This is a genomic window from Streptomyces sp. NPDC005402, assembly GCF_040606575.1.
In the GTDB taxonomy this organism is placed as follows: Bacteria; Actinomycetota; Actinomycetes; order Streptomycetales; family Streptomycetaceae; genus Streptomyces.
In genome coordinates this window covers 12,459-37,863 of sequence record NZ_JBEXFB010000028.1, presented here as the reverse complement: position 1 = coordinate 37,863, position 25,405 = coordinate 12,459, and the positions used below count along the sequence as shown (strand labels likewise).

General features: G+C 71.9%; 19 protein-coding genes, 2 tRNA genes and 1 riboswitch. Of the genes, 13 read left to right on the top strand and 8 right to left on the bottom strand.

Translation table 11 applies throughout. The features are described 5' to 3' along the window. Positions 1-34 precede the first annotated feature (34 nt). From ABZT02_RS38130 to ABZT02_RS38100, 7 genes are all read left to right on the top strand, one after another. The gene (locus ABZT02_RS38130) at positions 35-385 is read left to right on the top strand and encodes a metallopeptidase family protein (protein ID WP_059249887.1); all 351 of its coding nucleotides are present in this window, start codon (positions 35-37) and stop codon (positions 383-385) included. 90 nt (positions 386-475) lie between these two features. Further along, complete coding sequence (locus ABZT02_RS38125) at positions 476-997, top strand: hypothetical protein (RefSeq protein ID WP_356026209.1); 522 nt, start codon at positions 476-478, stop codon at positions 995-997. Positions 998-1,245: 248 nt separating this feature from the next. Beyond that, the gene (locus ABZT02_RS38120; RefSeq protein ID WP_356026206.1) at positions 1,246-3,345 is read left to right on the top strand and encodes a DEAD/DEAH box helicase; all 2,100 of its coding nucleotides are present in this window, start codon (positions 1,246-1,248) and stop codon (positions 3,343-3,345) included. A 205-nt stretch (positions 3,346-3,550) separates the two neighbouring features. Continuing rightward, complete coding sequence (locus ABZT02_RS38115) at positions 3,551-6,637, top strand: FG-GAP-like repeat-containing protein (RefSeq protein ID WP_356026204.1); 3,087 nt, start codon at positions 3,551-3,553, stop codon at positions 6,635-6,637. Between the two features lie 63 nt (positions 6,638-6,700). Continuing rightward, positions 6,701-8,260 (top strand): amino acid permease, encoded by a 1,560-nt coding sequence (locus ABZT02_RS38110; protein ID WP_356026202.1) that lies wholly within the window; start codon positions 6,701-6,703, stop codon positions 8,258-8,260. Between the two features lie 98 nt (positions 8,261-8,358). Beyond that, a tRNA-Lys gene (locus tag ABZT02_RS38105) sits at positions 8,359-8,431 on the top strand. A 261-nt stretch (positions 8,432-8,692) separates the two neighbouring features. After that, positions 8,693-8,884 (top strand): hypothetical protein, encoded by a 192-nt coding sequence (locus tag ABZT02_RS38100; protein ID WP_356026199.1) that lies wholly within the window; start codon positions 8,693-8,695, stop codon positions 8,882-8,884. On the opposite strand, the gene ABZT02_RS38095 is transcribed toward ABZT02_RS38100, so the two are convergent. Then, positions 8,881-10,032: a dihydrofolate reductase family protein gene (locus ABZT02_RS38095; RefSeq protein ID WP_356026196.1), complete on the bottom strand. Its 1,152-nt coding sequence runs from the start codon at positions 10,030-10,032 to the stop codon at positions 8,881-8,883. The genes ABZT02_RS38100 and ABZT02_RS38095 overlap by 4 nt on opposite strands. Positions 10,033-10,140: 108 nt before the next feature. Here ABZT02_RS38095 and ABZT02_RS38090 point away from each other — a divergent pair, with 108 nt between their 5' ends. Continuing rightward, on the top strand, positions 10,141-10,650 hold the full coding sequence (locus tag ABZT02_RS38090) for a MarR family transcriptional regulator (protein WP_356026194.1): 510 nt from the start codon (positions 10,141-10,143) through the stop codon (positions 10,648-10,650). 121 nt (positions 10,651-10,771) lie between these two features. Then, positions 10,772-11,413 carry a GTP cyclohydrolase II gene (gene ribA, locus ABZT02_RS38085; RefSeq protein WP_356026191.1) on the top strand — a complete coding sequence of 214 codons (642 nt, stop codon included), beginning with the start codon at positions 10,772-10,774 and terminating at the stop codon, positions 11,411-11,413. 3 nt (positions 11,414-11,416) lie between these two features. Here the strand turns inward: ribA and ABZT02_RS38080 are convergent, their stop codons facing one another. The 3 genes from ABZT02_RS38080 to ABZT02_RS38070 form a co-directional block, all read right to left on the bottom strand. Continuing rightward, complete coding sequence (locus ABZT02_RS38080; protein ID WP_356026189.1) at positions 11,417-12,067, bottom strand: response regulator transcription factor; 651 nt, start codon at positions 12,065-12,067, stop codon at positions 11,417-11,419. Then, a complete protein-coding gene (locus ABZT02_RS38075; RefSeq protein ID WP_356026186.1) occupies positions 12,055-13,206 on the bottom strand; it encodes a histidine kinase in 1,152 nt (383 codons plus the stop codon). Before ABZT02_RS38075 ends, ABZT02_RS38080 begins: the two co-directional genes overlap by 13 nt. Before the next feature lie 71 nt (positions 13,207-13,277). Beyond that, entirely contained in the window at positions 13,278-13,538 is a 261-nt protein-coding gene (locus ABZT02_RS38070; protein WP_356026184.1) for a hypothetical protein, read from the bottom strand. Between the two features lie 118 nt (positions 13,539-13,656). On the opposite strand from ABZT02_RS38070, the gene ABZT02_RS38065 reads away from it, so the two are divergent. From ABZT02_RS38065 to ABZT02_RS38055, 3 genes are all read left to right on the top strand, one after another. Beyond that, a tRNA-Met gene (locus ABZT02_RS38065) sits at positions 13,657-13,730 on the top strand. 356 nt (positions 13,731-14,086) lie between these two features. Then, a riboswitch (cyclic di-AMP (ydaO/yuaA leader) is annotated at positions 14,087-14,244 on the top strand. Positions 14,245-14,255: 11 nt separating this feature from the next. Beyond that, positions 14,256-15,281 carry a M23 family metallopeptidase gene (locus ABZT02_RS38060; protein ID WP_356026181.1) on the top strand — a complete coding sequence of 342 codons (1,026 nt, stop codon included), beginning with the start codon at positions 14,256-14,258 and terminating at the stop codon, positions 15,279-15,281. Positions 15,282-15,456: 175 nt separating this feature from the next. After that, entirely contained in the window at positions 15,457-16,401 is a 945-nt protein-coding gene (locus ABZT02_RS38055; protein ID WP_356026178.1) for an aldo/keto reductase, read from the top strand. Positions 16,402-16,435: 34 nt separating this feature from the next. Here ABZT02_RS38055 and ABZT02_RS38050 read toward each other — a convergent pair whose 3' ends face one another. From ABZT02_RS38050 to ABZT02_RS38035, 4 genes are all read right to left on the bottom strand, one after another. Continuing rightward, positions 16,436-17,794: a PrsW family intramembrane metalloprotease gene (locus ABZT02_RS38050; RefSeq protein WP_356026175.1), complete on the bottom strand. Its 1,359-nt coding sequence runs from the start codon at positions 17,792-17,794 to the stop codon at positions 16,436-16,438. Between the two features lie 51 nt (positions 17,795-17,845). Beyond that, positions 17,846-18,727, bottom strand: a complete 882-nt coding sequence (gene trmB / locus ABZT02_RS38045) for a tRNA (guanosine(46)-N7)-methyltransferase TrmB (RefSeq protein ID WP_356026173.1) — start codon at positions 18,725-18,727, stop codon at positions 17,846-17,848. 893 nt (positions 18,728-19,620) lie between these two features. After that, positions 19,621-20,841 carry an L-2-hydroxyglutarate oxidase gene (gene lhgO / locus ABZT02_RS38040; RefSeq protein WP_356026333.1) on the bottom strand — a complete coding sequence of 407 codons (1,221 nt, stop codon included), beginning with the start codon at positions 20,839-20,841 and terminating at the stop codon, positions 19,621-19,623. A gap of 73 nt (positions 20,842-20,914) precedes the next feature. After that, positions 20,915-22,339, bottom strand: a complete 1,425-nt coding sequence (locus ABZT02_RS38035) for an MFS transporter (protein ID WP_356026170.1) — start codon at positions 22,337-22,339, stop codon at positions 20,915-20,917. Between the two features lie 683 nt (positions 22,340-23,022). On the opposite strand from ABZT02_RS38035, the gene ABZT02_RS38030 reads away from it, so the two are divergent. Next, on the top strand, positions 23,023-25,110 hold the full coding sequence (locus ABZT02_RS38030) for an asparagine synthase-related protein (RefSeq protein WP_356026168.1): 2,088 nt from the start codon (positions 23,023-23,025) through the stop codon (positions 25,108-25,110). The last annotated feature ends 295 nt before the right edge of the window (positions 25,111-25,405 follow it).

Sequence of the window (25,405 nt, the reverse complement as noted above, 5' to 3'; positions counted from 1 at the left end):
CTCGTACGGCGGGGTCGTACCGGAGAATGGGCTTGTGCTGGAGATGACGCGCGAGGAGTTCGAGGAACTGGTCGCCGAGGCGCTGGACCGGATTCCGCCGGAGTTGACGCGGCTGATGGACAACGTCGCGGTGTTCGTCGAGGACGAACCGCCGGCGGACGATCCCGAGCTGCTCGGGCTGTACGAGGGCACGCCGCTGACCGACCGGGGCGAGTGGTACGCCGGGGTGCTGCCGGACCGCATCACGATCTACCGGGGGCCGACGCTCAGGATGTGCGAGACGCGGGAGGACGTCGTCGCGGAGACCGAGGTGACGGTCGTCCACGAGATCGCCCATCACTTCGGGATCGACGACGCGCGGCTACATGCGCTCGGGTACGGCTGACGCCGTTTCGAACGGGCCGCGTGTCCTCTTGTGGGCGGCGGGAGTTGGGCAGGTTGACTCTTTGACGACCGCCCTCGGAGGTGGCTGCTCGTGCGCCCCTTGTACGTACCCGTCCGACTGGCCGCCACGGTCATGGCCGTCGCCGCCGCCGCGGGCTGCATGAGCGTGGGCGGGGACGAGGGAGGCGGCGGCGCGAAGCCGTCGCACTCCGCCGGTGAGCGGGGCGGGGAGGCGCCGGACGGGGGGTCCGCGGCCTCGGGCGGTTCCGTGGGGCTCGGCGGGACGGGCTCGGACGGCAAGCACGCGAAGCACGGCAAGGGGAAGGACGGCAAGGGATCGGCCTCGCCGTCGGCGTCCGCTTCGGCGGGACCGGGCGCGTCGGCCTCGGCCGGGGTGAAGCCGGGGAGTTCGGTGCGGCCGGTGCCCTCGGCGACGAAGACCGACCCGGAGCCCACCCGTACGCCCGACCCGGAGCCGCCGGCGCCGAGCGAGCCGCCCGCGTCGCCCACGCCGTCGCCGCCGCCCGCCGAGCCGTCCTCGTCGGCGCAGCCGGAGACGGGGCCGCAGCTGAGCCAGCGGGAGCCCGCGCCCACCGCCGGGTCGCCGGTGTGACGACCGCTGGGGCGACGGCGAAGTGCCGCGAGTGACCTCGGATACATACGAGGGCATCGGTTTGCCTTCGGGGGCGACGGGTGCGTATGGTTATAGATCGTTTGATCATTTGCCCGGCGCCAAAGCAGAAGAGCGCCGTGTGGCGCGTTCTCTCCCTTGCCGTGGCTGACCGCATAGAGGCGGTCGTATTGCGAATCACGGAGTTGACGGGCGCGTGCCGACGAGACTCCGGAAGGTTTCGCATACGCATGTCCATTTCCAGTACTGATCACGTCGTCGTGCCCGAGAACGAGGGCACCGAGGACGCCGTCGAGGTCACCTTCTCGGACCTCGGCCTCCCCGAGGGCGTCGTGCGCAAGCTCGCCCAGAACGGCGTGACCTCCCCCTTCCCGATCCAGGCCGCGACCATCCCGGACGCCCTGGCCGGCAAGGACATCCTCGGCCGTGGCCGCACCGGCTCCGGCAAGACCCTCTCCTTCGGTCTGCCGCTGCTGACGAAGCTGTCCGGCGGCCACACCGACAAGAAGAAGCCCCGCGGCATCATCCTCACGCCGACCCGTGAGCTCGCGATGCAGGTCGCGGACGCCCTCCAGCCCTACGGCGACGTCCTCGGCCTCAAGATGAAGGTCGTCTGCGGCGGTACGTCGATGAGCAACCAGATGTACGCCCTGGAGCGCGGTGTCGACGTCCTCGTCGCCACCCCGGGCCGGCTGCGCGACCTCATCAACCGCGGTGCCTGCTCCCTGGCGAACGTCGAGGTCGCCGTCCTCGACGAGGCCGACCAGATGTCCGACCTGGGCTTCCTGCCCGAGGTCACCGAGCTGCTCGACCAGATCCCGGGCGGCGGCCAGCGCATGCTGTTCTCGGCCACGATGGAGAACGAGATCTCCACGCTGGTCAAGCGCTACCTGAGCAACCCGGTCACGCACGAGGTCGACAGCGCCCAGGGCAACGTCACGACGATGTCCCACCACATCCTCATCGTGAAGCCCAAGGACAAGGCGCCGGTCACGGCCGCGATCGCCTCCCGCAAGGGCCGCACGATCATCTTCGTCCGCACCCAGCTGGGCGCCGACCGTATCGCCGAGCAGCTGTGCGACTCCGGTGTGAAGGCCGACGCGCTGCACGGCGGCATGACGCAGGGTGCCCGCACCCGCGTCCTGGAGGACTTCAAGAAGGGCTACGTCAACGCGCTCGTCGCGACCGACGTCGCCGCCCGCGGTATCCACGTCGACGGCATCGACCTCGTCCTGAACGTCGATCCCGCCGGTGACCACAAGGACTACCTGCACCGCGCAGGGCGTACCGCTCGCGCGGGCCGCACCGGCACGGTCGTATCGCTGTCCCTGCCGCATCAGCGCCGCCAGATCTTCCGGCTGATGGAGGACGCGGGCGTCGACGCCGGGCGTCACATCATCAACTCCGGTACGGCCTTCGAGCCCGAGGTCGCCGAGATCACCGGCGCCCGTTCGATGACCGAGGTCCAGTCCGAGTCCGCGGCCAACGCGGCTCAGCAGGCCGAGCGTGAGGTCGCCCACCTCACCAAGGAGCTGGAGCGGGCGCAGCGCCGCGCGACCGAGCTGCGCGAGGAGGCCGACCGCCTGGTCGCCCGCGCCGCCCGCGAGCGCGGTGAGGACCCGGAGACGGCGGTCGCCGAGGCGCAGGCCGCCGTGGCCGAGGCGGTGGAGGCGGCTGAGGCCGTGGTCGCCGAGCAGGCCGCCGAGCGTCCCGCGTACGAGCAGCCGCGTCAGCGCCGCGACGAGCGGGGCAACTACGAGCGTCGTGACGACCGTCGGGACGACCGGGGTGGCCGTTCCTTCGAGCGTCGTGACGACCGTGGCGGCTTCAACCGCGACCGCCGTGACGGCGAGCGTGGCGGGTTCCGTCGTGACGACCGTCGGGACGACCGGGGTGGCCGTTCCTTCGAACGCCGTGACGAGCGTCCCAGCGGTGGCTTCAACCGCGACCGCCAGGGCGACCGCCCCACCGGTGGCTTCAACCGTGACCGTCGTGACGAGCGTCCCTCGGGTGGCTTCAACCGCGACCGCCAGGGCGACCGTCCCACCGGCGGTTTCAACCGTGACCGTCGTGACGAGCGTCCCTCGGGTGGCTTCCGTCGTGACGACCGCCCGTCGGGTGGCTTCAACCGCGACCGTCGTGACGAGCGTCCGTCCACCCACCGGGGCAGCGACCGCCCCTTCAACCGTGACCGCCAGGGCGACCGTCCCACCGGCGGAGGTTTCCGCTCCGGCGGCCACGACCGCCCGCACGGCCGTCGTGACGACCGCCCGGCCGGCTCCTCCTTCGGCCGCCGTGACGACAAGCCGCGCTGGAAGCGCAACGGCTGACCCTCTCGGGCAGTGAACGCCGTGGCCCCCCGTCGTATCTGACGGGGGGCCACGGCGTTTGTCGTACAGCCCGTCAGAAAGCGCTCTCCGGGAAGATGAAGAGAAGGTAAGATCAGCCCACTTGTGAGACGGATGTGATGGCCGGGGGGCCAGGGACACCGCACGGCGGTGGGCCGTCCGTCTCCTTCTTCGGGGAGGGTCTTCCTTGGCTCGTCATGCCGCCGTACGTCTACGCCTCATCGCCGCCTCTGCCGTACTGGCGGCCGGACTGAGCCCGCTGCTGCCGTCGTCCGCCGTCGCGGACACCGCGCAGGAGACGGTGGTGCCGGCGGCGTTCCGGAGCTCGTACACCACTGCCTCCGTCTCGTACGCGGAGACCGCCTACGGGGGCGAAGGAGCGGGCGGCCAGGGTGTCTTCCACCGCTTGGAGGGTCACTCGGGGCTGGTGTGGACGCGGTACGCGGACGGTACGACCGTCGATGTACCGGCGGCCGGCAGCGGCCTGGCGGTCGACAACGGCACGGGCGGCGACGTCCTGGCGCGCCGTTACCAGGACGGGCGCGTCGAGCTGTTCGACGCCGCCGACGGCACGACCGGCACGCTCCGGATCCCCACGGCGTACGACGGTGTGTTCGGCGGTGTGTACGGCCGTACGGTCGTTGCGATCGAGAACGTCACCGGTGAGGGCGGGATCAGTACCCGGGTCCTGCATCTGCTGAGCCCGGGACCTGACGCAAGCACCCGGGACCTGACGATCTCCGGCCTGCCCCCGGGCATGCAGGTCGGTGCGCCGCTGCGCGGCGACGCCTCCGGCATCGTCTTCCGCGCGTCGCTCGACGGCAGCATCCGGTCGGTGATCGTCGACCCGGAGACCGGCCAGGTCCTGAGCTGGACCCCGGCGCTGTCCGGCGGCAATTCCACCGTTCTGTCGCCCGACCACCTGGTTCACTACGCGGGCGACACCGCCTCGAAGGCGTACGTCTACTCCCGTGCCGACCTCTCGGCACCGCCGGTCGAGGTGACGCTGGACGGTGCCGACGGCGGGAGCCCCGCCGACGAGCTCTCGGTGGTGGGTGATTGGCTCGTCCACCGCCCGGCCGGCGGCACCAAGGTGACCGCCGTACCGATCGCGGGCGGCGCCCCGATCACCCTGCTCGCCGCCTCGAACGCCGGTGTCTCCGCCTCGGCGAACGGGGACGCCGTCGCCGTGGGCCGTACCGGTGCCGACGACTGGGGGCTCCAGCGCATCCATGCCGGTGAGGACGGCAGGCCCGTGGTGAGCATGGTCAAGGCGCTGCCGAAACCGCCGTACCGGATTCAGGGGCTCGCCCTGGAGCAGGGGCGGTTGCTGGTCGCCGACGAGAGCTGGGGCGGGGAGCGGGACACCTACGTCCGGACGGTCGCCGCGACGGGCACGCCCAGGTACGGGGGGCGCTCCTCGTACGACGGGACCTCGATGATGCTCTTCGACTGCCCGTCGCAGGAGGGCGGTTGCCGGGTGTTCGGCACGGCCGACGACCGAGCGGTGTGGCTGATGAAGGACTCGGCCACCTCGGACCGTCTCCAGGCCGAGGGGCCCGGCCAGTACGACTCCTGGTATCGGAGCGTCCCCGCGGGCGGACGGATCACGGATGTGTCCGGCCAGTACCTGATCCACACGACCGCGACCCAGCAGTCCGTGCTGAAGATCGGCAACAGCGGCACCGCTGCCGTCACCCGCGCCCCCGGCGCCGCCGCTCTCTCCGGCGACGTGCTCTGGACGGCCGGTACGACCCCCGGCACCGTCACGGCGTACGACCTGACGGCGAAGAAGACCACCGAGACGCTGACGACCGACGCCGGCTGCACCCCCACCGACCTCCAGGCGCTCGGCCGCTACCTCTACTGGACCTGCGACGGCAAGGCCGGCGTCTACGACCGTACGGCCGGGAAGTCGGTCCCCGTCCCGGCGGGTGAGGCCGAGCTCGGGGACGGCTTCGTCGTCACGCACGACAAGCAGGCCGGGAAGCTGACACTGACGAGAGTGGCCGGCGGGACGTCCGAGAGCCGGGTGATCGGCGACCTGCCCGACACCGGGGTCTCGCAGCGGAACGTGCGCTGGACGGTCGACGCGGCGGGCGCGAACGCCGCCTATGTGGACGATCAGGAGCAGGTGCACCTCGTGCCGTCGGGGGTGGCGCAGCAGCCGCTGAGACTGCTGGCACCGGTCACGAAGGCGGCGTCCGTCACCGCGCACGAGATCGACACGACGCCGGACACCCTGGTCTCTCTGCTGCTGTCGAAGCCGACGGCGAGTTCGCGCCTGACCGTGCGTGACAAGGCGACCGGCAAGGTCGTGTACACGCGGGACGGCGGCGCCGCGCGCGGCGGGCTGAACGTCGGCTGGCCCGGGACCGACTCCAACGGGAAGGTCCTGACCGACGGCCCCTACGACTGGACGCTGTCGGTCACCCCGGCGGACGGCGTCGGAGCCGCGCTGTCGTCGACCGGCACGGTCGGGCTGATCGACGGACTCCCGGCCCGCCACCACCACGTCGGCGGCAGCGACGCCATCGGCGACCTGCTCACCCAGAGTTCCTCGGGCACGCTGCACTTCCACCAGGGCACGGGCAAGGGAACGTTCATCGGGGACATTCCCAGCAGGGGCTGGGCGACCACGGTCAAGCCGCTTCCCTTCGGCGACCTGAGCGGCGACCGCTGCAACGACATCCTGATGCGGTCGGCCAGTGGTGCCCTGCGCCTGTACAAGCCGGGTTGCAGCGCCGAGTTCAAGACGTCAACGCCGTACACGACGCTCGGCAGTTCGGGCTGGAACCAGTACGACGTGCTGACCTACCCCGGTGACGTGACAGGGGACGGCCGTCCCGACCTGATCGCGCGGGGTGCTTCGACCGGCACGGTCTATCTCTACAAGGGCACCAGCGCCGGCAAGCTCTCCGCGCGCGTGAAGCTCTACGACAACTGGAAGACGTACAAGAAGGTCGTGGGTACCGGGGACCTCAACGGCGACGGCATCGGGGATCTGCTCGCGCAGGACAAGTCGAACAACCTCTACCGGTACTACGGCAAGGCCAACGGGACGTTCTCGGCGCGGACGAAGTTGTTCACGGCGTGGGGCGGCTCGTACAACGTGATCGTCGGCGTCGGTGACATCACCGGGGACGGCAGGGCCGACCTGGTCTCCCGGGACAGCGCGGGCAACGTCTGGCGCAACAACGGCACCGGCAAGGGGTCGTTCGGGGCGCGTACGAAGATCGCGAGCGGCTGGCAGGGCTACAAGGGCCTCTTCTAGAGGGGCACTTCTCGGCCAAGTTGTGACGTGTGTCACGCCCCCGGTGTGGGAATCGCTGGGGGCATGACAGATGACGCCATAGTGAGCGGGCAGAAGGGCCCTTCCGACTCGGGCCTCTCCGACGAGGAACGGCTTGCCCAGCTCGGCTACACGCAGGTCCTGGCCCGCCGCATGTCGGCGTTCTCCAACTACGCGGTCTCCTTCACGATCATCTCGGTCCTGTCGGGCTGCCTGACCCTCTACCTCTTCGGCATGAACACGGGCGGCCCGGCCGTGATCACCTGGGGCTGGGTGGCCGTAGGTCTGATGACGCTGTTCGTCGGCCTGTCGATGGCCGAGATCTGCTCGGCGTACCCGACCTCCGCGGGCCTGTACTTCTGGGCCCACCGGCTGGCCCCGCCCCGGACCGCGGCCGCGTGGGCGTGGTTCACGGGCTGGTTCAACGTGCTCGGCCAGGTCGCGGTGACGGCGGGCATCGACTTCGGCGCCGCGTCCTTCCTCGGCGCCTATCTGAACCTCCAGTTCGACTTCGAGGTGACCCCGGGCCGCACGATCCTGCTGTTCGCCGCGATCCTGATCCTGCACGGTCTGCTCAACACCTTCGGCGTGCGGATCGTCGCGCTGCTGAACAGCGTGAGCGTGTGGTGGCACGTGATCGGCGTGGCGGTGATCGTCGGCGCGCTGACCTTCGCCCCCGACAAGCACCAGTCGGCGTCCTTCGTCTTCGGCGAGTTCGTGAACAACACGGGCTGGGGCAGCGGTGTCTACGTCGTCCTCATCGGCCTCCTGATGGCCCAGTACACCTTCACCGGCTACGACGCCTCCGCCCACATGACCGAGGAGACCCACGACGCGTCGACGGCCGGGCCGAAGGGCATCGTCCAGTCGATCTGGACGTCCTGGATAGCGGGCTTCGTGCTGCTCCTCGGCTTCACGTTCGCGATCCAGTCCTACGACGGCGCCCTGAAGTCCCCGACCGGCGCGCCGCCGGCCCAGATCCTCCTGGATGCCCTGGGCGCGACGGCGGGCAAGCTCCTGCTGCTGGTCGTGATCGGCGCCCAACTCTTCTGCGGGATGGCCTCGGTGACCGCCAACAGCCGCATGATCTACGCCTTCTCCCGCGACGGGGCCCTCCCGTTCTCCCACGTGTGGCACACGGTGAGCCCGCGCACCCGGACCCCGGTGGCGGCGGTGTGGCTGGCGGCGGGCGGGGCGCTGCTGCTGGGCCTGCCGTACCTGATCAACTACACGGCCTACGCGGCCGTGACGTCCGTCGCCGTGATCGGCCTCTACATCGCCTACGTCATCCCGACCCTGCTGAGGCTGCGCAAGGGCGACGCCTTCGACCGGGGGCCGTGGCACCTGGGCCGCTGGTCGCGCGCGATCGGCGTGGTCTCGGTGGCGTGGGTGGCCGTCATCACGGTCCTGTTCATGCTCCCGCAGGTCTCCCCGGTCACCTGGGAGACCTTCAACTACGCCCCGGTCGCCGTGCTGGTCGTCCTCGGCTTCGCCTGGATCTGGTGGGCGGCCTCGGCCCGGCACTGGTTCCTGAACCCCGAGCACGCGCGCACCAAGGCCCGCGTGGCCGCCCGCGCGAACGCGCCCGAACCGGTCGATCCCTGACCTACCGCCCCGTTCCGTTCCCCCGACGCGGCCGTGTCCCCGATACCCGATCGGAGACACGGCCACGTCCGGCTATGCTCGGGGAGGCAACATCGCCTGGGCCCTTAGCTCAATTGGCAGAGCAGTGGACTTTTAATCCATTGGTTGTGGGTTCGAGTCCCACAGGGCCTACGGGTGAGAGTCGGGGGACATGCCCTCCGACCTGTCGCACAGCGCCCGACCCGGCTTCGGCCGGGTCGGGCGCTGTGGCGTGTTGGGGGTGGTGCGCGAGCGGTGGGGCTGTGCGTCGGAGGGTCGGACCCGGGTGAGGCGGACCGTCACGGTCTCATCGGCCGTCACCGGCCGGGCGTAGTCCGGGTCGTCGCCCTCGCGGGGCCCTCGACCTCGACGTCCCCCCTCTGGAAGGGGAGGGAGCCGGGGGGTACGGCCGTCGTGGAGTCACCCTCGGCCGAGGTCCGGTCGTTCGCCGACGGGGGCAGGACCGGGAAGGCGGCGACCGTCAGGCACTCCGGCTCGACCTGGCAGGCGTCCGTCCACCTCCCGGCCTCCGGTGGGGTCGCCCCGCGCTCGCAGGTGACCGACGCGGCAGGGGACCGCTCGGTGGGGACGGTGTACCGGGCCTAGGCCATCGGCTGAGGTCCCGCGTCAACCAGGTGGCGGTTCGGGGCCTTCGCGCGGTCCTCGTACTCGCCCAGCACCACCACGTCCACGCCCTTCGCCGTGAGCAGTCCCGTCCCGTCCGCTCCCGCCACGAAGGTGTCCGGCTCCCGCCAGGCCGTCACCACCCGGCGTACTCCCGCGTCCAGGATCAGCCGGGCGCACGGGGCCGGGCGGGAGGCGCGGTGGGTGCAGGGCTCCAGGCTGGTGTAGACGGTGGCCGTGGCCAGCCGGGGATCGGCCGGATCGATCTTCGCCAGTGCCGCCTCCTCCGCGTGGACGACCGGGTCGGCGCCCTCCCTGGAGTGGCCGCGCGCCAGCTCCGTGCCGTCGGCCGCGACCACCACCGCGCCCACGCTGAACGCCGTCCGTGAGGGCGGGCAGTGGGTCGCCAACTCGCAGGCCAGGGCGAGCCAGTGGTGGTCCGCGGCGACCGGGACCAGGCCCGTGCCGGGGGCGGTGGGCTCGTAGCGCATCAGGACCACGTCCTCGATACGGCGGGTCTCCACCAGGCGCAGCCGGCCTGCCTGGTAGGTGCCCGGGCCGAAGAGGCGGGGGGCTCGTGGGCTGCCGACGAAGAGGGGGGCCAGGACGAGCTGCACCTCGTCCGCCAGGCCCTGCTGGAGGAGCTGGGTGTGGATCCGGCCGCCGCCCTCCACCATCAGCCGCTCCACTCCGCGCTCCTCGTGCAGGTGCTCCAGCAGGCGGCGCCAGTCCAGTTCGGGGCCGAGCGGAACGATGTCGGCCGCGACACCCAGCGCCCGGGCCCGCTCAGCGCCCTGGTCCGTCGTGTAGACGACCTTCTCGCCGCCCGTGTGCCAGAAGTGCGCGGCCGGGTCCAGCTCGCCCGAGCCGCTGACCGTGACCTTCAGGGGGTACGGCGGCTTCCCGGCGGCGGCGCGGGCCGCGCGGCGCGTCGGGGAGTTCACCAGCAGGCGGGGGTTGTCGGCGCGGATCGTGCCCGCGCCGATGAGGATCGCGTCCACGGAGGCGCGGACCTCGTCGACACGGTCGAAGTCGGCCGGGCTGGACAGGAGGAGGCGGTCGGGGCCGGTGTCGTCGAGGTAGCCGTCGAGGGAGACCGCGGCGGAGAGGAGGACGTAGGGGTGGGGCATCGGCGCGGCCCTCTCGGAGACGGATGGCGGGTGGCGGGTCTGACGGATGGCGGGGGCCAAAGGACGGCTGGGCTTGGTTCAAGTTTGAAGCAAACCTACACTGGGGGCATGACGACCCGCTGGCTCAGCCCCGACGAGCAGCGAGCCTGGCGTGCCTACATCGCCGCCTCGCTCCTCCTGGAGGACACCATCGACCGGCAGCTCCAGCAGGAGGCCGGCATGCCGCACCTGTACTACTCCATCCTGGCCAACCTCTCCGAGATCCCGGAACGGCGGCTGCGGATGACCGAACTCGCCGAGGGGCTGAAGATCACCCGGCCCCGGCTGACGTACGCCGTCGCCCGGCTGGAGAAGGACGGGCTGGTGCGGCGCGAGAGCTGTCAGTGGGACAAGCGGGGCAGTGTCGCGGTGCTCACGGACGAGGGTATGGCGGTGCTGGAGCGGGCGGCGCCGGGGCATGTGGAGACGGTTCGCACCGCGCTCTTCGACCGGCTCACCCCGGAGCAGGTGGGGCAGTTGGAGGAGATCTTCACCAGTGTCACCGCCGGTCTCCAGGGGGAGGGTGGCCCCGCTGAGGAGGTCCCGTGGCGTCGGCGGTCGTCCCCGTCCTGTTCGTGAGAAGCCCTGCGTGACGAGCGCCATAAAACCGTTGCTTCAAATTTAAAGCATGGGGTAGGGTCGCGATCAGTAGAACTGCTTCAAAACTGAAGCAGGTGCGCCTACGGACCGGAGAACCCGCATGCCCGACCTGCCTGCCGCCACCCAGCGTTCCCGCGTCCGCGTCCCGCTGCGCTTCGGGGACGGCTACCGCGTAGACGCCGAGCTCGTCACCTTCCACGGTCTGGCCGACGGGCGGGAGCACCTCGCCGTCGTCCTCGGTGATCCCGCCCCCGGCACCGTCCCGCTGGTGCGCCTGCACTCCGAGTGCCTCACCGGTGACGTCTTCGGCTCCGCCCGCTGCGACTGCGGCCCGCAGCTGCGCGAGGCGGTCGAGCGCATAGCCGAGCGCGGCGGAGTCCTGCTGTACCTCCGTCAGGAAGGCCGCGGCATCGGCCTCTACAACAAGCTCGACGCGTACGCCCTCCAGGACCAGGGCCTCGACACCTACGCCGCGAACACCGCACTGGGCCTGCCCGAGGACGCCCGCGACTACACGGCGGCCGCGCAGATGCTCCAGGCCCTGGGGATCGCCGAGCTCGACCTGCTCTCCAACAACCCTGACAAGGCGGGCCAGTTGAGGGACCTGGGGATCGCAGTCCACGACCGTGTCCCCACCGGTGTCTTCACCACCGCCCACAACGTCCGCTACCTGCGCGCCAAGGTCCTGCAGACCCAGCACACGCTGCCGCTGGCGGAGCTGACCGAACTCGGCGTCGGCTGAACCTCACTTGGGCGTGTGCGCCAGATAGGCCAGCACGGCCAGCACCCGCCGGTGGCCGCTGTCGCTCGGCGGCAGGCCCAGCTTGAGGAAGACGTTGCCGATGTGCTTGCTGACCGCACGCTCGGTGACGACGAGGGTCTTCGCGATGGTGGTGTTGTCGTGCCCCTCGGCCATCAGCTTCAGCACCTCGCGCTCGCGCGGGGTGAGGGAGTCGAGCGGGGTGTCGCGGCGGCGGGTCAGGAGCTCGGTGACGACCTCGGGATCGAGCGCGGTACCGCCGGCCGCGACCCGCTCCAGCGCGTCGAGGAACTCGTCGACCCGGCCGACCCGGTCCTTCAGGAGGTAGCCGACCCCGCTGGTGCCACCCGCCAGCAACTCGGCGGCGTACGACTCCTCGACGTACTGCGAGAGCACCAGCACCGGGAGCCCCCGGATCCGCTCCCGCGCCTCCAGGGCGGCCCGCAGCCCCTCGTCGCGGAACCCGGGCGGCATCCGTACGTCGAGCACGGCCACGTCCGGCCGGTGCTCCAGCAGGGCGGGCAGGATCTCGGGGCCGGTGCCGACGACGGCCACGACCTCGTGCCCGGAGGACGTCAGCAGCAGGACGAGCCCCTCTCTCAGGAGGGCGTTGTCCTCGGCGATCACCACACGCACGGCAGCTCCACATCGATCACGGTCGGGCCCCCGGCGGGGCTGGTCACTTCGAAGGTCCCGTCGAGCGCGGCGACCCTGCGCCGCATCCCCAGCAGCCCCGAACCCGCGGACTCGTCGGCGCCGCCCCGGCCCTCGTCCCGCACCCGCACGGTCAGCCCGCGCCGGGTCCGGGCCAGCCGGACCTCGGCCCGGTCGGTGCCGCTGTACTTGGCGACGTTGGTGAGGGACTCGGCGACCACGAAGTAGGCGGCCGCCTCCACCGCCGCGGGCGCCCGGGTGCCCTCGTCCAGGCCGCCGTCCTCCACGCGCACGGCGAGTCCACTGCCGGCGGCGAGCGCCCGCACCGCGCCGACCAGACCCCGGTCGGTCAGGATCGGCGGGTGGATCCCGCGCACCACGTGCCGCAGCTCGGTCAGCGCCTGCTCGGCCTGGGTCTGGGCGTCGTCCAGCAGCTTGCGGGCGGCGTCGGGGTCACGGTCGTAGGCCCGCTTGGCGAGTCCGATCCGCATCGACAGCGCCACCAGGTTGGCCTGGGCGCCGTCGTGCAGGTCCCGTTCGATGCGGCGCAGTTCGGCCTCGTGCGCGGCGATCGCGTCGGCCCGGGTCTCCTTCAGCTCCTCGACCCGCCGGGCCAGCCGGGCCTTCGGGGAGGGCATGAGCAGCACGGTCGACCAGCGGGCCTCGGTGTCCGCGAGCCGCACGATCAGCGGGAGGACGACAGGGTCGCGGCGCAGCACCCCGGCCCACACGCCGTCGACCACCAGGCCGAGGGGCCACAGCGGAAGGGCGAGGGCGAGCAGGGCGCCGTAGAGGTAGTAGCAGAGCATCCAGCGGAAGTCCGTGAGCGTGCCGGGGTCCTGCACCGAGATGCGCAGCCGCTCGCGGAGCGTGCCGGTCATCGGCGTGTACGCCTCGGGGATCTCCCTCCCCGTCCACAGGGCGGTCAGGTTCCGCTTGGCGCCCGCGATCCGCCGTATCAGCAGCACGGCCTCGGGCAGCAGCCAGCAGCCGACCACGGCGAGCGTGCCCACGGCGGCGATGAGCAGCACGGTGACGAAGAGGTACAGGCCGAAGCACATCGCCGCGGCCACGACGAGATGCACGGTCGCCATCGCCGCACGCCGCACCGACTTCCACATGTGGCTCACGCTAGACGAACGACTCCCCACGCACGGTGTAGCCCGCTACACCATCGGGGGCCGGGCGAGGCTCACTCCCCGTCGCCGTGTGCGGCGGCCCCTTGGTCCCGTACCCAGTTCCGGTGGGCGCTGGACCCCTCGCGGCCGGGAGAGAGTTTCAGTACGGCCCCGTCGTCGATCTGCTCCAGGCCGGTCACCACATAGGGGGAGCCGGTCCGCACCGCCAGCCGGATGCTGCCATTGCCGAACTCCGTCACCCGCAGCGTCCGGCCGCCGGACAGCGGGATGTCCCGCTTGCCGATCTCCACCGGTCGCTCGTCGGCTGCCGCCATGGGCCCCTCCTCGTTCGCGTGAGGGGCGCCACGCTACGCCGCCACGCGGGCAACCGGGCCCGAGAAACAACCCTGGCGCGAACCACCCCGCGGATGACGTATGCTGGTCACACAACGACGCGGGGTGGAGCAGCTCGGTAGCTCGCTGGGCTCATAACCCAGAGGTCGCAGGTTCAAATCCTGTCCCCGCTACTCAAGGCTCAGGGCCGGAATCCATTTAATGGACTCCGGCCCTGAGTGTTTCCCCCCGTCGGTCACTCGGCTCGCCTGCGCGCTCTGACCACCTCACCCCGGCGCACTGCTCGCCGTACGACGTCTTCGTGACGTGGGGTGATCGGATGACCGCCCTCCGCATAACAAATGACATACCGTCAATGCCTGTGTGACGCCTGAGGCAAGGTCAACTCGCCCGTTTTTAACCGTTCATGGGCCGTAAGTCCTGCGGGATTTCGTTAACGATCAAGCGGAACAGCTTGGAATCGGGCCCCCGGGTCTATTAACGTTCGATAACGCAGCGCGGTCGTCCCAGCCGTCACAAGAGACGGCTCCGTGCTCACGCGCCGAATTCCGCAAGGGAACCGGGGAACCACCAACTTGGGGTGAATCGCTCGTACTCCGCCGTGGCAGCACGGCGGGTATACGCGCGTAGGAGACCTTCCTGCTCCGAACCCGTCAGCTAACCCGGTAGGCGAGAAGGAAGGAAAGGAGCGCGCCCACGTGGCGTCCAACCCGCCTGCCCCCGAGGCGCCGTACGTACCCAGCGACACCCTCGTGTACGGCGGCTACCGTGCCGACGACGAGGCCCCGCTCGGCGAGTGGAACCCGACCGCGGACTCCCTCGCTCCTGTACGAGGCCGGCACCGCGTCGCCAAGCAGCGTGGCGGGGGATTCGCCCGTAGCTCCACCGTTCTGGGCGTCGGCGTCATAGCCGCCGTCAGCGCGGGCGGGATGGCCAGCGCGAACACCGGCAAGCCGCCGGTCTCCATCTCCATGCCGGACCTGCCCAACGTGGGCTCGCTCATCTCTGAGGACTCCGACACCGCCGCGGACGACACGAGCGCCTTCAGCAGCGTCGGCGCCACCACCACCGACACCGCCCAGGGGACGTCGGACGCCGGTGAGGCGCTGCGCTCGCGCATCCTGGCCCAGGCCGAGGTGCAGCAGGACCAGCTCGACACCAAGGCCGCCCAGGCCGTCGCGGCCGCCGCCCAGAAGGAGGCCGACGCGGCCGCCGCCAAGGCGGAGAAGGACGCTCAGGAGAAGGCCGCCGCCGCGAAGAAGAAGGCGGAGGAGGCGGCCGCGAAGAAGGCCGAGGCCGCGCGCCTGGCCGAGCTCGCCAAGCAGTACACGCTGCCGACCTCGTCGTACACCATCACCTCGACCTTCGGTCAGGCCGGTTCGCTGTGGTCCTCCGGCTACCACACGGGCCTCGACTTCGCCGCGCCCACGGGCACGCTCATCAAGGCGATCCACAGCGGCACCATCACCGAGGCCGGCTGGGCCGGTTCCTACGGCTACCGCACGATCCTCACCCTCGACGACGGCACCGAGCTGTGGTTCTGCCACCAGTCCTCGATCAGCGTCAGCGTCGGCCAGAAGGTCGGCACCGGTGACGTCATCGGCCGCGTGGGCGCCACGGGCAACGTGACCGGCGCGCACCTGCACCTGGAGGTCCACCCGGGCGGTTCGGCCGACGGGATCGACCCGATGGCGTGGCTGCACGGCAAGGGGCTCACCCCCTGAGGCCTCCCGCGAGGTCCTGAGCATTCCCGCGAAGTCCCGCGAACTCCGGCAGCCCTGACGACGTCCCCCCGACGTCAGGGCTGCCGGTGCTTCGGAGCAACTGATTCCGGTTGTTTGCGAGGACTTTGCGGCCGTAGCGGAAGACCGGCGTCCGGCGCGGGCGTTGACGTATGGCATGACTTCCCTTCGCAAGCTCGGCTCCTCCGACCTCGAGGTCTTCCCGCTCGCCCTCGGCGGCAACGTCTTCGGCTGGACCGCCGACGAGCCCACGTCCTTCGCCGTCCTCGACGCGTACACCGCGGCCGGCGGCAACTTCATCGACACGGCCGACTCGTACTCGGCATGGGTCGACGGGAACTCCGGCGGCGAGTCCGAGACGATCATCGGCAAGTGGGTGGCGGCCCGCGGCAACCGCGACGACGTCGTCATCGCCACGAAGGTCAGCCAGCACCCCGACTTCCCCGGCCTGAGCGCCGCGAACATCAAGGCGGCTGCGGACGCTTCGCTGCGTCGCCTGGGCACCGACCGCATCGACCTCTACTACACCCACTTCGACAAGCCGGAGACCCCCGTCGAGGAGATCGTCGGCGCGCTGGACGAACTGGTGAAGGCGGGCAAGGTGCGGGCGATCGGCGCCTCCAACATCTCCGCCGCGCGCCTTACGGAGTCCCTGGCCTTCTCCGACCGCGAGGGGCTCGCGCGCTATGTCGCGCTCCAGCCCCACTACAACCTGGTCTCGCGCGACACGTACGAGGGTGAACTCCAGGCCGTCGCCTCCCGGGAGGGCCTCGCCGCCGTCCCGTACTACGCCCTCGCCTCCGGATTCCTCACCGGCAAGTACCGCCCCGGTACGACGGTCGAGAGCGCGCGCCGGGCGGGAGCCGGCAAGCACCTGGAGACCGAACGCGGCCGGAAGGTCCTCGCGGCGCTCGACGACATCGCCGAGTCCCACACCGTCCCGGTGGCCACGGCGGCCCTCGCCTGGCTCGCCGCCCAGCCGACGGTCGCGGCCCCGATCGCGTCCGCCCGCACGGTGGAACAGCTGCCGGCGCTGCTGGGGGTGGGGGACCTGGTGCTGACGGAGGAGGAGCTGGCGCGCCTGACGGACGCGTCGGCCTGACCCTCCGGCCCCCTCCACGTGGGTCTACGTGCGTCTACGTCCGGTACGGGTTGTAGGCGGGGTACGGGACCGGGTGGGGCGGGTGAGGCGGCTGGGCCGGGTGCGGCGGTTGGGGCGGGTATCCGTACACGCCGTACACCGGCCAGGGCGGCGCGGCCACCGGTACCGGCGGTGCCGTCGTCCGGGCCGCGTGGTCCAGCGCCGGGCGCGCCACGTCCCGGCGCCGCCACAGCTCGTGCAGCAACTCCCGCTCCCGTACGACGAAGTCCGCGTTCGCCCGCCCGAGCCGCCCCCGGTGCCGTAGGAACGCCAAGGACGTCGCGAACGCCTCGTACTGCGAGACCGCCCGGGCCGCGGGCCGCCCGCCGAACTGCCGCCGCGCGTAGTCCCGCGCCACCCGCCGCGCCCGCATCGAGCCCAGCGCATACGGCTCGGTCGGCGTCAGCCACCCGGCGACGGCGTAGGCGGGCAGCTCCTCGCGCACGGTCTTCAGCTCCCGCTGCCGTGTCCAGATGACCAGCCAGGTCAGCAGCGCGAACGCCGGGAGCATGAACATCGCGTACACCGCGAAGAACCCGAACTGCCCGAACGTCGAGGAGCCGTTCCACGTGGCGTGCATGCCCATCGCGAGCAGCAGCCCGGACAGCGGGACGAGAACCCGCCGGACGCGCTGGCGTTCCGCCGACAGCGCGGAGATGCCGAAGCCGATGCCGGTGAGGACGGTGAACAGGGGGTGCGCGAACGGCGACATCACCACGCGCACGAAGAAGGTCGCGGCGGTGACGGAGGCGATGCCGCTGTCGCCGGTGAGCTGGTCGGTGCCGAAGGCGGTGCCGAGGTAGAGGATGTTCTCGGTGAAGGCGAAACCGGTGGCGGTGACCCCCGCTATCACCACGCCGTCGACGATCCCGGTGAAGTCCCGTCTGCGGAACAGGAAGACGAGCAGAACGGCGGCGGCCTTGGCCGACTCCTCCACGATCGGCGCTATCACGGTGGCGCCGAGGGTGTCCGCGCCGGTCGGGTCGGCGGTCGCCGTCGCTATCCACTTCGTCGCGAAGCTGTTGGCGATGATCGCTATCAGCGCGGCCGCGCAGGCGCCCCAGGCGAAGGCGAACAGCAGGTTGCGCCAGGGCCCCGGTTCGACCCGGTCCAGCCAGCGGAACGCGGCTATGAGCAGCGGTACGGGCAGGACGGCGAGCCCCAGCCCGACCAGGAACCCCTGAGTACCGGTCTGTTGGCGGACCAGGGCGAGGATGACGAGCCCGGACAGCGCCAGGAGCGTGATCAGGGCGCCGTAGCGCACCCACTTCCGCTGCCACCAGTGCGCATGCCGCAGCGCGGTGCCGCCGGTGGGGTCACCGGGGTACGTCGGGTACGGGGGACACGTGGCCACAGCATCGACCTTAACGAGACAGAGGCGCCGCCCGCAGGCGGGGCGGGATGCTCAGGCGCCGGTGGGGGACTGATCGGTTCGGTCGGTTCGGTCGCCGTGCTGTACGCGACGGAACAGCAGGTCGTTCACGACGTGTCCCTTGTCCAGTCCCTGCCCCTCGAAACGGGTCAGCGGCCGGAAGTCGGGACGTGCCGCGAAACCGCCGCCGGCCTGGGTGTTCTCGAAGTCCGGGTGCACGGTGAGTACGTCGAGCATCTGTTCGGCGTACGGCTCCCAGTCGGTCGCGCAGTGCACCAGCGCGCCGGGCCTCAGGCGGGTCGCGGCCAGGTCCAGGAACTCCGGCTGGATCAGCCGCCGCTTGTGGTGACGCTTCTTGGGCCAGGGGTCGGGGAAGTACACGCGCAGTCCGTCGAGCGAGTCCTCGGTGAGCATCTCGCGGAGCAGGATGATGGCGTCGCCGTTGCCGACCCGGACGTTGGACAGCTTCTGCTGCTCGGCGAGGTTGAGCAGATTGCCCTGCCCCGGGGTGTGCACGTCGACGGCGAGGATGTTGGTCCCCGGCTCGGCGGCGGCCATCTGCGCGGTGGCCTCACCCATCCCGAACCCGATCTCCAGCACGACGGGGTTGTCGTTTCCGAACAGCTCTCCGAGGTCGATCGTGCGCTGTCCGTCGATGTCCAGGCCCCAGGTGGGCCACAGCCGCTGCAACGCGTCCGCCTGCCCCGCCGTCACCCGGCTCCGCCGGGGCTGGAAACTCCGGATCCGCCGCTCGAAGTGCGACCCCGCGGGATCGGCACTGGGCCCGTCGGGAAACCGCGGCTCCCCTTTGCCCCGGGTGTGCCGGACGGAGACACCGGGGACGTGCACAGCGGACTCGGCGGGGGCGGCGGGCCGGGACCGGGGGGCTTCGGGGGCGTTGAGGGAGTCAGACACAGTGAGGCCGATTTTACGGTGACCCCGGGGACGCACGCCGAGCAGGGATGCCCTGGCCGCGATGTCCCGGCGCCGGCCCGCCCGGGCGGCCATCTCCGGCCACCGCCCCGGCCGGGGGCCGGCCGCACCCGGGCTGTCCCGTCCGGGTGGCGGCGCCTGCGCGTGTCGTGCCCGCGGGCAGTGTCTTCAGCGCCTGCCGGGCCGCTCCACTCCGGGCTGTTACCTCCGGGCGCCGTCCCCGCGTCCGGGCGGTCCCGTCATGGCGGCGACTGCGTGTGTCGTGCCCGCGGGCAGTGTGTCCGGCGTGCGCGCCGGGCCACTTCCCGCGTGGTGGTCGGCGCGGAGGGTGCGGCCGCGGGCGGGCCGCTTGGGGTTGCTTCGACCGACACGTCCGGGCGGCCGTCTCGGGCGCCGTCCGGTCCGGGTGGTCCGCCGGGTCCGGGCTGTCCTGTCCGGGTGGCGGCGTCTGCGTGTGTCGTGCCTGCGGGCAGTGTCCTTCACCGCCCGCTGGGCCACCTTCCCCCCCCGGCTCTGCAGGGGAGCTGTGGCCGGGGCTGCGCCGCTCAGGGCTGCTTCGGGCGTCGGGTCCCCGCGTTCGGCCGTCCCGTGGGGGTGGCGGCGTCTGTGCCGGTCGTGCCTGCGGGCAGTGTGTCCAGCGCGGGCGGGGCTACTTCTCGGCCGGTCTGCAGGGGAGCCGTGGGCGGGGCTGTGCCGCTCAGGGCTGCTTCGGGCGTCGGGTCCCCGTGCCTGCGGGCCCTGTGTCCAGCGCGGGCGGGCCACCTTCCCCCCGGGTCTGCGGCGGAGCTGTGGGCGGGGCTGTGCCGCTCAGGGCTGCTTCGGGCGTCGGGTCCCCGTGTCCGGCCGTCCCGTGGGGGTGGCAACGTCTGTGGCGGTCATGCCGTGCGCAGTGTCTCCAGCGCCCGCCGGGCCACCTCCCGCCCGATCGGCAGGGAAGCTGTCGCCGCGGGTGAGGGGGCGTTCAGTACGTGTACCGCGCGAGCGCCTTCGCGGATCAGGAAGTCGTCCACCAGCGTCCCGTCCCGCAGTACGGCCTGGGCCCGCACCCCGGCGGCCGAGGGCACCAGGTCGTCCGGCGTGACGGCCGGCAGCAGCCTCCGTACCGCCGTGGTGAACGCCCGCCGCGACACCGACCGCCGCAGTTCCCCCGTGCCGTACCGCCAGTGCCGCCGCGCTATCTGCCAGGACCCCGGCCAGGCCAGCGTGGCCCCCAGCTCCCGGGGCCGTACGGTCCCCCAGTCGTACCCCTCCCGGGCCAGCGCCGGCACCGCGTTGGGCCCGATGTGCACCCCTCCGTCGATCCCGCGCGTGAGATGCACCCCGAGGAACGGAAACGCCGGATCCGGCACCGGATACACCAGCCCCCGCACCAGCTCGGGCCGCGCCAACGAGTAGTACTCCCCCCGGAACGGCACGATCCGCATCCCGGGGTCGTCGCCGGTCAGCCGGGCGATCTCGTCGCAGTGCAGTCCCGCGCAGTTCACCAGCACCCGCGCCCGTACGACATCACCGGCGCCCGTCAGCACGGCCACCCCGAGTTCCGGGCGCCGGTCGATCCGCCGCACCTCGGCGCCGTACCGGATCTCCGCGCCCGACGCCTCGGCAAGCTGTCTCGCGACCCCGACGAAGTCGCACACCCCGGTCGTCCCGACGTGTATGGCGGCGAGCCCCTCCACCTCGGGCTCGTACTCCGCGATCTGGGCGGCGCCCAGCTCCCGCACCGGAATGCCGTTCTCCCGCCCGCGCTGCACCAGCCCGTGCAGCCGCGGCAGCTCGTCGCGCTCGGTCGCGACGATCAGCTTGCCGGTGACGGCATGGGCGATGCCGTACTCCGCGCAGAACTTGACCATCTCGGCGGCGCCCCGCACCGCGTACCGCGCCTTGAGCGACCCCGGCCGGTAGTAGATCCCGCTGTGGATCACCCCGCTGTTCCGCCCGGTCTGATGCCGAGCGGGCCCCGCCTCCTTCTCCAGCACGACGACCCGAGTGCCGGGCGCGCTGCGCGTGATCGCGTACGCCGTGGACAACCCGACAATGCCCCCACCGATCACGAGCACGTCACAGTCGTAAGCGATCCCGGACAGCACCTGCACCACCTCCCACCCCCGATAGTGCACTGCACCACTGACAGTCACTTCAAACGCGGGGGGCGGTGCCGCCGTCCGGGGCTCAAGCCGGAGCCATCAGCAGCGGCCGGGCCCGCTCCCGGAGCTCCACCACCCGGGGCTCGTCCCCGTAGGCCTCCAGCCGGTGCAGGAGATCCTTCACGTACTCGGTGGTACGGGCCGAGGAGATGCGCCCCGCGACCTCCACCGCCCGCTCGCCCTGCTCGCACGCCGCATCGAGATTGCCCGACTCGAGCTCGGCGACCGCCGAGACGATGAGCCGCAGCCCGTGCGAGCGTACGAACTCCTCCGTCGGCTTCGACAGCGCCTGCTCGGTGAACCGCCGGACCTGACGTGGTGCCTTCAGGTCGCGGTAGCACTCCGCGGCGTCCGCGGCGAACCGGTCGTAGGAGTAGAAGCCGAGCCACGACGGATCGTTGTCCCCGTCCCGGGACCGCTCCAGCCATCCCTCGGCCGCCTTGAGCGCCGCTCCTGCCGCGGCGGCGTCACCCGCACGCGCGTGTGCCCGCGCCTCGACGAGCCGGAAGAAGCTCATGGTGCGGGCCGTCGCCAGCCCCCGGTTCCGCTCCAGCGCGGCCTGCGCGAGATCGACGCCCTCGTCGCCGAAGCCCCGGTAGGTCGCCTGCAACGACATGGACGCCAGGACGTACCCGCCGAGCGGCACGTCCGCCGCCGCGCGGGCCAGCCGTAGCGCCTGGATGTAGTACCGCTGCGCCGCCTCCTGCTGGCCCGTGTCGAAGGCCATCCAGCCCGCGAGGCGGGTGAGTTCGGCGGAGGCGCCGAACAGGGCCCGGCCCACCTCGTCGGAGTACGCGCCGAGCAGCAGCGGTGCCGCCTCCACCCGTAAGCACTCCGGCACCATGGACGAACGCCAGTCGCCGCCTCCGTACTTGGAGTCCCAGCGCCTGGCGTCCTCGGCGGCCTCCCGCAGCTTCTGCACATCGCTGTGGCCGACTTTGAGCGGTGCGCCGGAGCCCTCGGAGTGGTTCACCTCGCGCGCGACCGAGCTGTCGGCCGGGGTTATCAGCCAGCGTGAGGCGGGCGTTGCGTATGCGCTCACTGCGAACGAACCGGCGAGGGACTGCCAGATGCCGCCCGCGCCGGCCCTGCGCCCGGCGAGGTCGAGGCGGTAGAGCTCCGTCGCCGACCTGACCGCCTGTCCGACGTCCCTGGGGAAGGCGAGGCCCACCTCCGGCGCGGGATCCGCGTCCGCCAGGCCGATCTCGTGGAGCGGCACCGGGCGGCCGAGCTTCTGGCCGATGGCGGCGGCGATGAGGTGCGGCGCAGCGCCCTGCGGCACCATCCCCTTCGACACCCAGCGCGCCACCGACGTCTTGTCGTAGCGAAGAGTCAACCCGCGTTGAGCGCCAAGATCGTTGACGCGACGCGCGAGTCCTGCGTTGCTGATTCCCGCGAGGGCGAGAACGGCGCCGAGTTTTTCGTTCGGCCCGCGTTGCTCCCTGGACATGCGCCACCCCTCGACACAGACGGCTGCCGCGCTGGCATAACCACCCGGCATTCGTAAACCCAGCGTAGTTCGCCGCATCCCAAGCGTTAAGGGGCATTGTTCCGGATGGCGGGATTGTGGTCCGTACTGAAGTGCGGGTCCGATACGCGCAGTTGTGCCGTGCTCCCGTTGTGTGGCCGTGCGCCCGCCCGTGCGCTCTTCTCCGGCCAACGGGAGAGCGCTTCCATGGATGATGCGTGGGTCGGCCCGCTGTACTGGATCCAGTGGGCTGGGGGACACCGCCGCCTACATCCCCGCGGGCGGCGGACCGGCCCGGGGGGCGAAGTGGCGTCTCCCGGGCTGCGCGCCTGTCGTGCGGCGCGCGGACTGTGCACGGAGCGTGCGCGAGCCTGCTTCGATGCCGTCTATTTGGCCGAAAATCGACCCTCGTTCTCGCAGGCGATCAGCCCTCCTACCATGGCAGTTGAGGGCGCGTTAGGCGTTATGGGGGAGCGTATCGGGGGCGCATTCGCGTCGCACATCCCTTGCCCCGCCCATGTGTTCGCAGGTGTACGCGGGTGTTCCCAGGGGCGCGTTCTCCGCATCTCAAGCGGCTCCACCGGCCCTCCGGCACGCTTCCTTCATGGCAGCATGGTGACCGGTTCGAACGGTGCACTGGTTGTCCACAGCCTGTGGAGGCGTCGATGCGGTGGTTGGTGGGATGGAGCAGCACCGCCGCGGGTGTCTCCGGGATCGGGACGGCCGGGGCCACCGGAAGCGACGGCGAGACCGTGCACCCGGTGGGTTCCCACCTCCTGTGGGGTGACCCGGATCCGCTGTGGGCGGTCGGCGACTGGCGCCCCGACGAGGTCCGCGTGGTCACGGTCGACGCGCAGACCCGGATCGCGGTCCTCGGCACCTGCGGAGCCTCCGACGAACAGCTGCGGATCGGATTGCTCGCCGCGCGCGGAGGGGCACTTCGGCATCTGACGGCCTGGTCAGGGGCGTACACGGCGGTGGTCCAGGTGGGCCGCCGGATCACCGTGGGCGGCGATCTGGCGGGCGCCCGGCCGGTGTTCCACACACCCTGGGCGGGCGGTACCGCCTACGCGACCGCCGCTCTGCCCCTCGCCGACCTCATCGAGGCCAACCTCGACTTCGGGCACCTCGCCGCGCTGCTCGCCGCCCCCGACGTACCGGCCGCGCTCCACGACTCCACGCCCTACGAGGGCGTCCGGCGCATTCCGCCGGGGCACGCGCTGATCCTGCGCAACGGCGCCCGCGAGATCGCCGGTTACGAGCCGGTCGCCTCCCTCGCGGTCGCCGCGCCCTCCGCCGATCCGGACAGCGCGGTCGACGGGGTGCGGGACGCGCTCGTCGAGGCGGTGCGGGCCCGGCTGTCCGCGCCCCGGCACGTGCCCGACATCGACCCCGGTCCGGTGCCCGGCATGGGGCCCGCCGAACGCCGTGCCGCGCGCGGGATGCCGGTGCCCGGGATCGGGGCCGACCTGTCCGGGGGGCCCGCGTCGGGGACGCTCGCCCTGCTGGCCGCCGGGCTGCCGGGGATGCCGGGGACCGTCCTCGGCCACGGCACCGGGGCCGGCGAGCGGCTGCTGGCGGTCACCTTCAACGACCTCGCGGTCGGCGGCCGGGAGGCCGAACTGGAGCGGGCGGGGACGCTGGCGGCGAATCCGCGGCTGCACCACGTCGTGGTGACCGGCGCCGAGGAGACGCTGCCGTACGCAGAACTGGACGGGCCCCTGACCGACGAACCCGGGCCGTGTCTGGTGACGGCGGCGCGGCATCGGGCCCGGCTCGCCGCGGGCAGCGCCGACCACTTCACCGGGTACGGGGCCCGGCAGGTGCTCGACGCGCATCCGGCGCGCCTCGCGGACCTGCTGATGGACCGCAAACGGCGTCATCTGGTCCGGCCCGTGGCCGCCTTGACCAAGGCGGACGGTTCCGTGCTCGTCCCCGCGCGCGTGTACGGCGCCGCGCGGAAACTGGCCCGTACGCCGTACCGGGTCGGCCTGGAGATGCTGGCCGACCGGCTCATGCACCAGCGTTTCGACGAGCCCGGCGGCGCGGTGGGGGCGTCTCTCGCCGCGCTCACCTGGGCCAGACCGGGGCCCGCGGCGCGGTGGCTGACGGGTGAGGCGCTGGCTGAAGTATCGGTTCGCCTGCAGGGGGCCACGCACCGCTCCGGGGTCGGTCCGGGGCAGCATCCCGGTGACTTCCGCGCGCGTGCGGCGCTCGCCCGTCACGCGTCGGATCTGCGCGTCCTGGAGCAGGCCGTGGAGATCCGCTCCCAGCGGCTGCACACGCCGTTCCTGGACAACCAGGTGGTGCGTGCCTGCCGAGCCCTCCCCGAGGCGCTGCGGGTCCGGCCGGGAGCCCGTGCGGAGATCCTCCGTACGGTCCTGGAGGGCGCCGGTGTCTCCGACCTCCCGCCGGGCTGGGGCGCCCCGTCCCACGCCTCCTCGGCCGCGGCGACCCGTACGGGGCTGCGGGTGGCGGCGGACTCCCTGATGTCCCTGTTCGGCACGCCGTTGCTCGCGCAGGCGGGGCTGGTCGAGGCCCGGGTGGTCCGCAAGGCGCTCCGGGCGGCGGCGGAGGGCGAGCCGCTGCCTCTGGACGGCCTGGCCGACCTGGTCTCCCTGGAACTGTGGCTGGGCCGACTGCTGGCCCGCCGCGGCACGTGCTGGACCGGAACACCGGCACGCGCGCGTGCGGTGCCGGCGGGGATTCGGCCGCAGCGGGGGGCGTTGGGGGCGGGGGCCTCCGGCGGTTGAGCGGGTTCGGGTGCGGCTTGGTGGGGGCGGGCGTTTTGCGCAGTTCCCCGCGCCCCTGGGTGCCTGCGGCGGCCTGCTTCGGCTTCGGTGGGGGCTTGTGCAGCGCGTTCGGTTCGGTGGGTGGGTCGGGACCGGGGTGGGGGGTGTCCGTCCTCGGTCCGGCGGCTGCTGTTGCTTGAGCTGTGCTCGGTGACGGACGCCGGCCGCTGCGGGCGGACACCCCCCACCCCGTCCCCTTCCCGCCGTACGCGGCTACCGGCCCATCGTGGCGCGCGATCTGGCGAACGGTCCGTCA